The sequence below is a fragment of the Shewanella sp. MBTL60-007 genome (assembly GCF_019654915.1).
GTDB lineage: Bacteria > Pseudomonadota > Gammaproteobacteria > Enterobacterales > Shewanellaceae > Shewanella.
This window is the reverse complement of sequence record NZ_BPET01000086.1, coordinates 1-12989: the sequence shown is the minus strand read 5'-3', so window position 1 is coordinate 12989 and position 12989 is coordinate 1. Positions and strand designations below refer to the sequence as shown.

Below are 12989 nucleotides of genomic sequence, written 5' to 3'. Positions count from 1 at the left end.
ATGGGCTTCGCCCACCTGTAAGCAATCAAGCTCCGCTTGATAAAGGTCGTGAGCTTCCAGCTCACACTCGGCCAAGAGGGGATCAACAGCAATCCCCTCTTGGATCACCCCTGCCGCCCCGACGAAGTTGTTGATCCTCAGTCATTTTCGAAAATCGCTATCGCCTCATATTCGCCATCCCTGGCTCACCTGAGGCTATCTCGGCATCCATGCCTCGCTCACGCGATTTACTTCAATGACCTCGGCAACTTCGATGGGGAATCGGTGTTTCCTGTGATTAAGGAGGTTAATTTGATGGCTATGTTTCTATGATGATTTAAATAACTAATTTATATTGTTTTTTACAAGGTGTACTCTTACTGCAATGCAAAAATAAACATGTGAGATTTTATGGCAGGTTACATTCAAAGTATTGATACCAGAATCCCTTTCACTGATAAAGTCGTCAATATAGAACTACAAGGTAAGAGCCTTATTCTTACTGGTGGGAATGGTTGTGGTAAAACAAATTTTCTAAACCATCTATTTGATTTCTTGACGAGAAGAGTTGTAAACCGGGAAAACCACAATGTAAGTGATTTACGTGACCAAGTTAATTCTTACGTACGATTGCTCAGGCAAAATGGGCCAAGCCATGGTAGCTATGAAAGTTGGAAAAATGCCTTAGAAATAAGTAAAGGAAGATTATTTGAAATAGAAAATCCAGCTATATCTTTAAATAGTTTGGATAGTTATGTTGTTAAGTATCATTCAAATAAAGCGCTTTTAACAACGTTTAAAGCTGTTCGTGAAGCTAATATTGCAGAATCAACGTCAGCTATGAGCACGTCAAAACTGGCTGACCAGGTAACAAATAACCGCAGAGGTGTTAATGCTGGCTCGCTGTTTGAACAATATTTAGTGAGCTATAAAACTGTGCAAGCTTATGCTGAGTCACCGAGTATTGATAATGATTCTGCATTAGCTTCTAAAATAAAAAACTGGTTTGAGTTTTTACAGGCTAGCTTAAGGCATTTGTTTGAAGATGAAACTCTCGAGCTTAAATTTGATTCTAAGCTTCAGACTTTCCATATAAAACAAGATCATAAAGAAGCTTTTCGTTTTCAACAGCTTTCATCTGGTTATTCTTCAATTCTTGCCGTGTATGCCCATTTAGTTACAACTATTCAGTTAAGGGAGATAACTCCTGATGAAATTGAAGGCGTTGTATTTATTGATGAAATTGATGCGCATTTGCACGTTTCATTACAGCGTAAGATATTTGCATTCCTAACTGAGTCATTTCCTAAGATTCAATTTATTGTTACTACTCACTCACCATTTGTTGTTTCATCTGTGAGCGATGCTGTCATTTATGACTTATCCAAGCTCGAACAAATTGATGACCTTTCAATGTATTCGTATGAATCAATCTTAGATGGGCTATTTGGAGTTTCATCTAGTTCAGATTTATTAAACGCAAAAGTTAAAGAGCTAAATGAAGAGGCTACAAAACTTCAACTAGATATCGGCAAGGTTGAATCTTTGATTTCAGAGCTGCGCCAGAATGAATCTAAGTTGGATTCAGAATCATTATATTTCTTAGAGTCTGCTCAATTATCAGTGCTTAAAGCTAAGGCGAAAAGTACAGATGTTTAATGTAGAAAGAGGAGATGAAGTCCCCGCTTCACTTGCAGCAAGAAGAAGCTACAAAGATGAGGATGTGGTAAAGGCGCTTGAAAGTGCTTTTCATAAGAAGTGCTATCTTTGTGAGACGAAAGAACCACAAGATATCAATGTTGAACATTTTGTAGCTCATCAAAATGATAACGATTTAAAGTATGATTGGAACAATTTGTACTTTTCTTGTGGGCGATGCAACAACATAAAGCTGCATTATTTCAATGACCTACTGGATTGCTGTGATCCCGAACAAGATGTGTTTCGTGAGATCAAGTTGCTGCCACCGAGAACTCCAGGTGCGAGGAAGTTAGTTGTAGAACGTCAGAGTGAAGATCCTAGGTCAGTACAAACAGCACAGCTTTTAGAAAAGATTTATAACAGTGAGCATACGGTTAATAAAGCTGTTACGGGGAGCTATTTGAGGAAAAAAATACATACTCAGTTTGTATTATTTAACAAATGGCTCATTAAATACTATGCCGAGGATTCACTACCAGTTGAACGTGAAGATGCTATAGAGAGAATTAAAATACTCATGTCTAATCAGTCTCAATACTCTGCATTTATTAAGTGGTGCATTCTTGATGATGAAGACTTGAATGAATTACTTGGACCTTTAATCAACTAGTGCCGCACTTCGCCAACTTCGATGGTGAACGTAGAAATTTAATGATCGTGCTTTTCTAACCCAGTGTAGATGCGGCCGTGACCGTCCATGACATGGACGTCATGGCCGAGCTTCCAGGGATGGATTTACAGCGTGTCACGGCAGCGTCTGCGCATACGCCTGCTGCAGGCAATTAGTTGCATCGGATGCAAGCAGCAACGGAAAAACTCTATTGGGGGCACCATTGTTATCAGACAGGAAAATGACTGGAACACATACGCTAACAGCAGGTCATTAGCTGCATCAGATGCAGAAAGTCACACCTGAGGTCATTCGCAACATTGTTGCCCAAAGCCACACCTAAAAGGTAAACACTGATGCCAACCAGTAACACCAAAACGATGAACATGCCTGATCGCTCAGGCATTCCCAACTATTGGTGTACTAAGTGACCGTTCTTCACCACATCCACACACGAGGCCACACCATAGGTGTACGCTAACTCCGCTGGGGTACTGATATTCCACATACAGAAATCGGCGGTCATGCCGACCTCTAATACACCCACATGATCATCGATGCCTAAAGCCTTGGCGGCATTGCGCGTCATGCCTGTTAGCGCTTCCTCTGGGGTTAAACGCAGTAAGGTGCAGGCCATATTAAGCATCAATAGGCTTGAGCAAAGTGGCGATGAGCCGGGGTTGTAATCGCTGGCAACCACCATAGGCACCTTGTATTTGCGCAGTAAATCGATAGGCGGGTGCTGAGTTTCACGTAAAAAGTAAAATGCACCGGGGAGCAAGGTCGCACAGGTGCCACTTTCGCTTAGGGCTTTCACGCCGTCTTCATCTAGGTATTCAATATGATCAACTGACTTGGCGCCTAGCTTGGCGGCAAGCGCTGAACCACCCATGTTAGATAACTGCTCTGCATGCAGCTTGATTTGCAGACCTGCAGCTTTGGCGGCGCTAAGCACGCGCTCGGTTTGCTCAAGGTTAAAGGCAATGTTTTCACAAAACACATCCACGGCGTCGGCAAGATCTTCGGCAATCACTTTAGGTAACATCTCGTTGATGACTAAGTCGACGTATGCGTCACTATCATGTTTATATTCTGGTGGAATCGCGTGGGCGCCTAAGAAGGTGGTTTTAACATCCACATGGTGGTGTTTTCCTAGCTCACGGGCAACGCGCAAAATCTTCAGCTCAGTTTCGATATCTAGGCCATAACCTGACTTGATTTCTACCGTGGTGACGCCTTCTTTGGCAAGCGCGTTTAGGCGCTGGCGACCGAGTTCAAATAGCTCGGCTTCATCGGCTTCACGGCAGGCGTTGACGGTTGAGATGATGCCGCCGCCACTACGGGCGATCTCTTCATAACTTGCACCCTTTAGACGCAGCTCAAATTCGTTGGCGCGATTACCGGCAAAGACTAAATGGGTGTGGGCATCAATGAGGCCCGGGGTGATCCAGCCACCTTTGCCTTTGTATATTGGTGTCGCGAAAACATCAAACTCTGGTAGCTCGCTGCGCTTGCCTATCCAGGCAATTTTACCGTTTTTAACCGCGAGAGCCGCATCGGTAATTGCGCCGTAAGGCTCTGAAATATTTGGCGACATTGTAGCGATGTTGATATCTATCCAGACTTGATCCCACGACATGATGCAGTTCTCTTTTAAGTTGATTTTTGTGCTAGCTGAATACTAACACTAAAAATAATTTGTGAGCTAGCTTGTATTTACTTGTATATACAAGCTAGGATTGTAGCCGAGTTTTTAAGCATGTAAATAGCGAGCTGCAAGTTCAACAGCAACAGGATAGTTAATGGCAACGCCAAAGTTTGAAGAAATTAAGCAATATATTTTAGCGCAAATTGAGTCTGGCGATTGGGCAGAAGACAGCCGTGTGCCATCTGAAAATCAATTAGCCGAGTTGTTTAATTGCAGCCGTATGACGGCGCGCCGCGCCGTAACTGAATTAACCGAATCGGGCGTTTTAGAGCGTTCTCAAGGCTTAGGCACCTTTGTTGCTGGCCTTAAGAGTCAGTCTTCGATGATGGCGATCCGTAACATTGCCGATGAGATAAAAGACCGTGGTCATGGTTATAGCGTGCAACAAGTGCTGCTGACGCAAACTGTTGCGACGGGTGCAATTGCCATTGCGCTGGGGCTTGAAGAGGGCAGCCAAGTGTACCAGTCAGTATTGGTGCATTGTGAACAGGGCACGCCGCTGCAGATAGAGGAGCGTTTTGTTAATCCTAAGCTAGTGCCAGATTATTTAGCCCAAGATTTCACCCAGCAGACTCCCCACGAATACCTGTCGATGGTGGCGCCGCTGACAGAGGCGAAGCACACCATTGAGGCCAAAATGGCTGATGTCGCTCAGTTGGCGCTATTAGGTATTGCCGCCACTGAGCCCTGTTTACAGATCTCTCGCCGTACTTGGTCACGCCAAGGTGTGGTGAGTTTTGCGCGCTTAGTGCACCCAGGAAGTCGATTTAGATTAGGTGGTCACCTGACTTTTAGTTAAGTCATTTGGTCATTACGCCATAGGTGGTTAAAGCCCACTGGCTAAAGCTTCACAAGCAAAGTAGTCAATATAAAAGGCTTAATAATAAGCTAATAAGAAAACATAAAAACAAATTGAACGAGGTAGTACCGATGGATAAGAGACATGATCCAAGCCGCCGCATTATCGCGCCGACAGGAACTGAGCTTAGCTGTAAAAGCTGGCTGACCGAAGCCCCGCTACGCATGTTGATGAACAACTTGCACCCTGATGTGGCTGAGCGTCCTGAAGACTTAGTGGTCTACGGTGGTATTGGCCGTGCAGCCCGCGACTGGGAATGCTATGACAAAATCGTTGAAGTATTACAGCGTCTTGAAGATGACGAAACCTTATTAGTGCAGTCAGGCAAGCCTGTTGGGGTATTTAAAACCCACAATAATGCACCGCGAGTGATCATTGCTAACTCAAACCTAGTGCCACATTGGGCCAACTGGGAACACTTTAATGAGTTAGATAAAAAAGGCTTGGCCATGTATGGCCAGATGACGGCAGGTTCTTGGATCTACATCGGCTCCCAAGGCATTGTTCAAGGCACTTATGAGACCTTCGTTGCTATGGCTAAGCAGCACTTTAATGGTGACGCGAGCGGTAAGTGGATCTTAACTGGCGGCCTAGGCGGCATGGGTGGCGCACAGCCACTAGCTGGCACCATGGCGGGTTACTCGGTACTGACTTGTGAAGTGGATGAAACTCGTATCGATTTCCGTTTGCGTACTCGCTATGTCGACAAAAAAGCCAAGTCTCTTGATGAAGCTTTAGCAATGATTGATGAAGCCAATAAGAGTGGCAAGCCTGTTTCTGTTGGCCTTTTAGCTAACGCTGCAGACGTATTTGCTGAGCTTGTGGAGCGCGGTATTACTCCAGATGTGGTGACTGACCAAACATCAGCGCATGATCCACTAAACGGTTACTTGCCACAAGGTTGGACGCTAGAACAAGCCATTGAGATGCGTAAAACTGACGAAGCGGCTGTGGTTAAAGCGGCGAAGCAGTCAATGGCGGTACAAGTTAAGGCAATGCTAGCGCTGCAAGCTGCTGGCGCGGCCACTACCGATTACGGTAATAACATTCGCCAAATGGCATTTGAAGAAGGCGTTGAAAACGCATTCGATTTCCCTGGTTTCGTGCCAGCTTATGTACGTCCACTGTTCTGTGAAGGTATTGGTCCATTCCGTTGGGCTGCGCTTTCTGGCGATCCTGAAGATATCTATAAGACAGACGCTAAAGTTAAAGAACTTATTCCTGATAATCCGCACCTACATAACTGGCTGGATATGGCGCGTGAGCGTATTGCTTTCCAAGGTTTACCATCGCGGATCTGTTGGGTTGGCCTAAAAGACCGTGCGCGTTTAGCGTTAGCCTTTAACGAAATGGTTAAAAATGGCGAGCTTTCTGCGCCAGTGGTTATCGGTCGTGACCACTTAGACTCTGGCTCTGTCGCCAGCCCTAACCGTGAAACTGAATCTATGCTCGATGGTTCTGATGCAGTATCAGATTGGCCACTAATGAACGCCCTGCTTAATACGGCAAGTGGCGCGACTTGGGTGTCGTTACATCATGGCGGTGGTGTAGGTATGGGCTTTAGTCAGCACTCTGGTGTAGTGATTGTGGCTGATGGTACTGATGACGCGGCAGCGCGCTTAGGCCGAGTGCTGTGGAACGACCCTGCAACTGGCGTAATGCGTCATGCTGACGCGGGTTACGATATCGCTAAGAATTGTGCAAAAGAGCAGGGTCTAGACCTGCCAATGCTATAAGCCGCTCATATTGAGCAGTATAAGAATAAGAGGCATTTAAATGAGTCATTTAGTATTAACTCCGGGTACGTTAACCCTTGCACAAATCCGCGATATTAGCCGCGGTAAAGTTACTCTAGAGCTAGCTGAAAGCGCAATTGCTGACATCAATACTAGCGCTGGCTTAGTGCAGCAAGTATTGGATGAAGGGCGCACAGTTTACGGCATCAACACAGGTTTTGGCTTACTGGCAAACACTAAGATTGCTGCTGATGATCTGCAACTGTTGCAACGCTCAATCGTGCTGTCGCATGCCGCAGGTACTGGCCAGTACATGCAAGACGCGACTGTGCGTTTGATGATGGTATTGAAGATTAATTCGTTAAGCCGTGGTTTCTCAGGCATTCGTTTAGAGGTGATCAATTTCCTTATCGCCTTGGTTAACGCGGGTGTTTACCCATGCGTACCAGAGAAAGGTTCAGTAGGTGCATCGGGCGACTTAGCGCCGTTATCACACATGTGCTTGCCGCTACTTGGCGAAGGTGAGATGAGCTATCAAGGTGAGATTATCTCAGCGGCAGAAGGTCTGGAAATTGCTGGCCTGAAGCCAATTGAGTTAGCTGCAAAAGAAGGCTTAGCTTTACTTAACGGCACGCAAGCATCGACAGCATTGGCACTTGAAGGCCTGTTTAACGCAGAAGATCTATTCGCGGCAAGCTCGGTGATCGGTGCAATGAGCGTTGAAGCGGCAATGGGCAGTCGTAGTCCGTTTGATCCGCGTATTCACGCAGCGCGTGGCCAAAAAGGTCAAATCGATTCGGCAGCTGTGTTCCGTCATTTACTCGGTGATGAGTCTGAGATCAGTCTAGATCACGTTAATTGTGAAAAGGTGCAAGATCCTTACTCATTGCGCTGTCAGCCACAAGTTTTGGGTGCATGTTTAACCCAGATCCGTCACGCGGCAGAGGTGCTACAAACTGAAGCTAATGGCGTAACCGATAATCCATTAGTGTTCCAAGATACTGGCGACATTATCTCGGGCGGTAACTTCCATGCTGAGCCTGTTGCTATGGCTGCTGATAACTTGGCGATTGCGATTGCAGAGCTAGGCTCTATTGCTGAGCGTCGTATTGCGCTTCTTATCGACTCGAACCTGTCTAAACTGCCACCATTCTTGGTAGAGAATGGAGGCGTAAACTCAGGCTTTATGATTGCTCAGGTGACTGCGGCAGCATTGGCTTCTGAGAATAAAACTTACGCTCACCCGGCATCGGTAGACAGTTTACCAACATCGGCTAACCAAGAAGACCATGTTTCTATGGCGACCTTCGCGGCGCGCCGTTTGCGTGATATGTCTGAAAATACCCGTGGTGTATTGGCGGTTGAGCTATTAGCTGCGGCGCAAGGGCTAGATTTCCGTGCGCCACTGCAACCAAGTAAAGCAGTTGCGCAGGCTAAAGCAGAGCTACGTGAGCTAGTGACTTACTACGATAAGGATCGTTTCTTTGGTCCTGATATCGAAGCGGCAACAGACTTACTGCTTACCGCAAGTTACAACGCATACCTACCAGCAGATATTTTGCCAAGCCTGTAATTATTTTGCTGTAGAGAAAAGGGCCTTAGGGCCCTTTTTTATTGACTTAGATACTGGCTGCGATAAACGACATGGCCTTTAGTCGTAAGCCCAATGTCCATCTTGTTGCGATAGTTTATCCGTATTAGCGTAGATCTAGGACTAGCGTAATCAACAAGGTGTGGTAATGCGGGCATTTCAAGATTTGTATTCCGAAGAGCTGAGTCATTGTTATGGCTGCGGCAAGAATAACCCCCATGGTCATCAATTAAAAAGTTATTGGGATGATGATGAAACTATTGCGATTTTTACTCCAAAGCCCTTTCATACAGCGATCCCCGGTTTTGTTTATGGCGGCCTAATCGCCTCTCTTATCGATTGTCACGGTACCGGCAGTGCAAGTGCGGCTGCTGGACGGGCTTTTGCTGATGGAGAGGCTAAGTTACCACGCTTTGTCACTGCCGCTCTGAATATCGATTATCTAGCGCCGACGCCGATGGGAGTCGAGCTTGAACTGCGCGGCGTCATTAATGAGGTTAAGCCTAAAAAGGTGGTACTGAGTGTTGAGCTGTTAGCACAGGGTCAGCTTTGTGCGAAAGGGCATATGGTGGCAGTTAAGATGCCCGACACTATGTTATCTCACTTCGCATAGCCTTGTATCTGTATAGCAGAATTACCTATTTTAGAGATAGAGCTTATTGATTCTGGGAGCAAATGCTCGGTTGTACTATTAGCTTTTCGATACTATTGCCTGACTATAGCTTGTATCTCATTAGGTGAAGTCATTGCTTGCAGATTCGAAAATTAAGATCCGCCAAATTGAAGCGTTTCGCTGTTTTATGTTGTCGGGTACGGTAACCGGAGCTGCCGAGCTCATGTATATCTCTCAACCTGCAGTGAGTCGACTGCTATCCGAGCTCGAGTATCGTGTGGGTTTTCCGCTTTTTGTCCGCACACATAACAAGTTAGAGGCAACGCCGGAGGCGAAGTTATTCTATAAGGATGTTAACCGAGTCTTTATTGGCATGAACAGTTTAGCCTCTTCGGCCGATGCCATCGCGCGTAATAATCAGGGACGACTCCGTGTCGGGGTCATGCCAATCTGTTCAAACAGCTTTATGCCCGATGTGATAGCGGCGTTTTTAAGCCTGCATCCTAATGTGTCTATTGAGCTTGAGTCGGCATCAAGAATTCAGCTGCTGGATATGGTGCGTAGCCATAGAATTGATATTGCGATAACCACTAACGTTGAGGCGGATGAAGAGGAGTTTGATTGCCGATTTCTGCGCAGACACAGGGCGGTGGTCTTGCTCCATGAGGGGCATCCTTTGGCTGATAAAGACTCTCTTTCACCGATCGATTTGAAACATGAACGCTTTATGACCTTGGCCTATGGTAGCCCTTTTCGAACTCGAGTCGAGGATGCATTTCTAAAGCAGAGCGTTAAGCGCAATATTATCCTCGAAGCGAGAGAGCAGAGTACCTTGTTTCAGTTGGTGAAGAAGGGGGTGGGTATCGCAATTTTAGATCCATTTGTGCTGCAATCTGGCGCTGATGGCATTGTCAGTCGCCCCTTTGAACCTGTGACAGAGTGGGAGTATCACGTGGTACAGGCCAAAGGTATTCAGACTCCTAGAATGGTAAATGCTTTCTTAGACATACTGTTTGAGTACTTTGAAAACCCTGCACTGAATCAAGATCCAGAAAGCTAGATTGAAAATGGAGAAACAGACAAAAAAATACCGCAGCAAGCTGCGGTATTTTTTTAGGGGGATGAGGAGGTAATGCTAATTAGCTTCTTACTGCAATCGCTTCAATTTCGATTAGCGCATCTTTAGGAAGACGGGCAACTTCAACACAAGAACGTGCTGGGTAAGCAGCGCCTAAGTTATCGAAGAAGTTTTGGTAAACTTCGTTAACGATTGGGAAGCTGTTTAGATCTTTTACGAATACCGTCATCTTAAACACGTTAGCCATTGTTAGGCCTGCAGACTCTACGATAGCCTGAACATTCTTTAGTGACTGTAGTGCCTGTTCTGCAACATCGGTAGACATCTCGCCAGTCGCTGGGTCGATTGGTAGCTGGCCTGAGGTAAAGATCATGCTGCCAAGGTCAACACCTTGAACATAAGGGCCGATAGCTGCAGGTGCTGATTCAGTGTTAAGTGCTTTAGTCATTTCTTTTTCCTATTTTTTACATGTGGCGGACATCGCCGCCACCGAAATCATTATTCGTTTGTTGTTATAAATTGTTTGTTAGGCTGGCTGTACTTGCGCTTGAGGCTGATTACCGTAGCGTTTCCACCCCGTGATGATAGAGAACATCATCACTATCAGTAGGGCCCATGGATAAGGTGCCATAAAGCTAATTGAAGCACTTGGAACCGCTAAGCCAGAAGAGATGGCTGAGGTTTCAATCGCCGAGTACCAAACCATTACTGCAAGACACCAAGGCATCATGTAGAAGATTGAACAAACCGATGCGCTCATCAGGTTAGCACGGCGCTCAGGGGTAATATTGTTCTTCTCACCTAGCGGCTTAACCAAGGTTGGGCCAACGAGTAACTGAGATGGTGCGTTTGAACTCACTAATAGTGATGACACTGATGTTGAGTAGAACATCAATAGTTCAGTGCTACGGGTGCTATTTGAAACGCGATCGGTGATGAATGACAGAATGTCATCCATGATGCCGCTATTCATGAAGATCTTAATAACCCCAAGGATCAGGATGACGAAGACTACTGCACCAGTCACACCGGCAATTGCATCTTCAATAATGCCATTCGATACACCGCGCTCAGATGGTACAGTGAATAGATCAGACATAGAGAAAGCGCCAATGCCCAGACCAACAACGGCAGCAACCAAGATGCCATAGCTTAGGGCTTCTAACAGATGACGCCCCTTAAGCGCGAAGAAGACAACTGCAGCGACAGATAGCAACATCAATAAGCTTTCTGGACGAGCGCTCTCTCCATTTTGAGTAGCAGCTTCGACTAGACCATCACCCTGACCAAAGAATACTAAGGCAACTAGTGCCATAGCGCCGGCAGTGAGTGACAGTGGCATACGTTGGCGAACCGTGGCACCGAAATCGGCTCCCTGTGTGGTACAGCCTACGATGGTTGTATCTGAAATTGGTGCGACGTTATCGCCAAATACTGCGCCAGATAGTAGTGCTAGGGCAACGAAAGCTGGATCTGCGCCGAGGTAGACACCGGCAGGGAACAAAATTGGTGCTAGAGCTAAGTTTGCACCGTTTGAAGAGCCTGTGCCCATGGCAAAAATCGCGGTAGACATGAAGACGATGATCAAGAACATGCTGCCTTGAATACCGGTAGACATACCAAACCATAGGATGCCATCGACTAAGCCGCCAGCCTTCATCAAGGAACCTAGTACAGCAGCGAAGATCCAGGCTGTGATCACCACAACACCAGTTTTATCTGCGATACCGTCTAAAATCGATTGAAAATAATCACGTTTACTCTTAACCAGGAACATACCCAAAATGATGGCGATAAACCCAGGAGCCCAAGCGGCTTTAGGGCCACCAACGCCGTTAAAGGTAAGCAGTAGCATTAGACCGACCATGGTCAACAGTGGAACCATTCCACCGATTTTTCCAATATGAAACTCAAGCTTAGTTGACTGAGACATAATTGATTCTACCTATCCCTTCGTCATCGCTGTAGGGACAGTGGCGACGAGGAATGAAAATTTGGCCAAAATGCCTGAGGAGCCCTCAGGCATGTTTTTTTATTTAGTTTTTACTTATTGGCAATCAGTTCTGGGTATCCGAATAGGGCTGGTGTACCACCTGTATGTAAAAATACGACGTTCTGCTCTTTAGTGAATTGACCGTCGCGGATCATGCCGATCATGCCGGCCATGCTCTTAGCTGTGTAGGTAGGGTCTAATAATATCCCTTCTTCATGACCTAAAATCTCGATTGCTTCATGAACTTCAGTTGTCAATTGGCCATATCCAGGGCCTAGCACCCAATCTTCACACTTAACAAGGTCGTGAGTAACCTTACTCTCATCTACACCAAGTAGTTGCAGTACTTTGCGAGTCTTCACTAATACACGTTCAAATTGAGCCACTTTGTCGCGGCGAACACAGAAACCGTATACAGGGATATCGCTATTTAGGGCGATTAAGCCCGCTAAAACACCAGCGTGAGTGTTAGCCGAGCCTGTTGGTAGTACGATGGCATCGATCTTCATGCCAGTCGCTTGTGCTTGAAGCAATAGCTCTTCAACACAATCAACATAACCGAGAGCACCCCATGGTGTCTTACCTACAGCGCCTAGTGGAATAACGAACGGCTTATAGCCTTCAGCCGCTAGTTCATCGGCTCTGTCGTACATCACCTGATCGGCACCGTTCTCGTCTTCACCCACTGGGTAAGAGTGAAGTTTTGCGCCCATAAGTTTGTCTAGGAATGGGTTGCCGCTGTTTTCATATTCAGGCAGTCTTCCATCTACGCGGTGCTCTAGCTGTACTTCAACATGCCAGCCCATCTTACGTGCTGCTGCAACTGTCATACGTACGTGGTTAGATTGAACCGCACCCGTAGTTAGTAGCGCGTTACAACCATCAGCCTGTGCCTTACCCACATAAAACTCTAATTGACGAGCCTTGTTGCCACCCATGGCTAAACCTGTCGCATCGTCACGTTTAATCCATAATTTAGGACCATCGAATTTTTTAGTCATATTAGCCATAAATTCGAAAGGAGTTGGGGTGTGAGCTAATTTAGCTTTTGGGTATTTATCTGTAAGCATGTTCGATTCCTTTGATATTAATCTTATTGTTTTATCAATATATATAAGAAT

General features: G+C 46.0%; 11 protein-coding genes. 7 read left to right on the top strand and 4 right to left on the bottom strand.

Annotated elements, in window-relative coordinates; translation table 11 throughout:
• Window positions 1–390 precede the first annotated feature (390 nt).
• Window positions 391–1638, top strand: coding sequence for an AAA family ATPase (locus K5Q92_RS22360; protein ID WP_220771060.1), 1248 nt, complete (start codon window positions 391–393; stop codon window positions 1636–1638).
• Complete coding sequence (locus K5Q92_RS22355) at window positions 1631–2290, top strand: hypothetical protein (RefSeq protein WP_220771059.1); 660 nt, start codon at window positions 1631–1633, stop codon at window positions 2288–2290. The genes K5Q92_RS22360 and K5Q92_RS22355 overlap by 8 nt, the downstream gene beginning before the upstream one ends.
• A 412-nt stretch (window positions 2291–2702) precedes the next feature.
• Here the strand turns inward: K5Q92_RS22355 and hutI are convergent, their stop codons facing one another.
• Window positions 2703–3929 carry an imidazolonepropionase gene (gene hutI, locus K5Q92_RS22350; RefSeq protein ID WP_220771058.1) on the bottom strand — a complete coding sequence of 409 codons (1227 nt, stop codon included), beginning with the start codon at window positions 3927–3929 and terminating at the stop codon, window positions 2703–2705.
• A gap of 163 nt (window positions 3930–4092) precedes the next feature.
• On the opposite strand from hutI, the gene hutC reads away from it, so the two are divergent.
• From hutC to K5Q92_RS22325, 5 genes are all read left to right on the top strand, one after another.
• Window positions 4093–4797: a histidine utilization repressor gene (hutC, locus tag K5Q92_RS22345; RefSeq protein ID WP_220771057.1), complete on the top strand. Its 705-nt coding sequence runs from the start codon at window positions 4093–4095 to the stop codon at window positions 4795–4797.
• Between the two features lie 131 nt (window positions 4798–4928).
• Window positions 4929–6593: a urocanate hydratase gene (gene hutU / locus K5Q92_RS22340; RefSeq protein ID WP_108944976.1), complete on the top strand. Its 1665-nt coding sequence runs from the start codon at window positions 4929–4931 to the stop codon at window positions 6591–6593.
• 40 nt (window positions 6594–6633) lie between these two features.
• Entirely contained in the window at window positions 6634–8166 is a 1533-nt protein-coding gene (gene hutH, locus K5Q92_RS22335; RefSeq protein ID WP_220771056.1) for a histidine ammonia-lyase, read from the top strand.
• A gap of 166 nt (window positions 8167–8332) precedes the next feature.
• A complete protein-coding gene (locus K5Q92_RS22330) occupies window positions 8333–8797 on the top strand; it encodes a PaaI family thioesterase (protein ID WP_308443608.1) in 465 nt (154 codons plus the stop codon).
• A gap of 133 nt (window positions 8798–8930) precedes the next feature.
• Window positions 8931–9857, top strand: a complete 927-nt coding sequence (locus K5Q92_RS22325) for a LysR substrate-binding domain-containing protein (protein WP_220771054.1) — start codon at window positions 8931–8933, stop codon at window positions 9855–9857.
• A gap of 79 nt (window positions 9858–9936) precedes the next feature.
• On the opposite strand, the gene K5Q92_RS22320 is transcribed toward K5Q92_RS22325, so the two are convergent.
• The 3 genes from K5Q92_RS22320 to K5Q92_RS22310 form a co-directional block, all read right to left on the bottom strand.
• Window positions 9937–10323, bottom strand: a complete 387-nt coding sequence (locus K5Q92_RS22320) for a RidA family protein (RefSeq protein WP_220771053.1) — start codon at window positions 10321–10323, stop codon at window positions 9937–9939.
• A 78-nt stretch (window positions 10324–10401) separates the two neighbouring features.
• The gene (locus K5Q92_RS22315) at window positions 10402–11808 is read right to left on the bottom strand and encodes a Na+/H+ antiporter NhaC family protein (protein WP_220771052.1); all 1407 of its coding nucleotides are present in this window, start codon (window positions 11806–11808) and stop codon (window positions 10402–10404) included.
• 110 nt (window positions 11809–11918) lie between these two features.
• Complete coding sequence (locus tag K5Q92_RS22310; protein ID WP_220771051.1) at window positions 11919–12938, bottom strand: D-cysteine desulfhydrase family protein; 1020 nt, start codon at window positions 12936–12938, stop codon at window positions 11919–11921.
• Window positions 12939–12989 lie beyond the last annotated feature (51 nt).

Bases quoted from the DNA above. Each gene is read 5' to 3' on its own strand.
- K5Q92_RS22360 (WP_220771060.1), top strand. From the start codon at position 391: ATGGCAGGTTACATTCAAAGTATTGATACCAGAATCCCTTTCACTGAT.
- K5Q92_RS22355 (WP_220771059.1), top strand. From the start codon at position 1,631: ATGTTTAATGTAGAAAGAGGAGATGAAGTCCCCGCTTCACTTGCAGCA.
- hutI (WP_220771058.1), bottom strand. From the start codon at position 3,929: ATGTCGTGGGATCAAGTCTGGATAGATATCAACATCGCTACAATGTCG.
- hutC (WP_220771057.1), top strand. From the start codon at position 4,093: ATGGCAACGCCAAAGTTTGAAGAAATTAAGCAATATATTTTAGCGCAA.
- hutU (WP_108944976.1), top strand. From the start codon at position 4,929: ATGGATAAGAGACATGATCCAAGCCGCCGCATTATCGCGCCGACAGGA.
- hutH (WP_220771056.1), top strand. From the start codon at position 6,634: ATGAGTCATTTAGTATTAACTCCGGGTACGTTAACCCTTGCACAAATC.
- K5Q92_RS22330 (WP_308443608.1), top strand. From the start codon at position 8,333: ATGCGGGCATTTCAAGATTTGTATTCCGAAGAGCTGAGTCATTGTTAT.
- K5Q92_RS22320 (WP_220771053.1), bottom strand. From the start codon at position 10,323: ATGACTAAAGCACTTAACACTGAATCAGCACCTGCAGCTATCGGCCCT.
- K5Q92_RS22315 (WP_220771052.1), bottom strand. From the start codon at position 11,808: ATGTCTCAGTCAACTAAGCTTGAGTTTCATATTGGAAAAATCGGTGGA.
- K5Q92_RS22310 (WP_220771051.1), bottom strand. From the start codon at position 12,938: ATGCTTACAGATAAATACCCAAAAGCTAAATTAGCTCACACCCCAACT.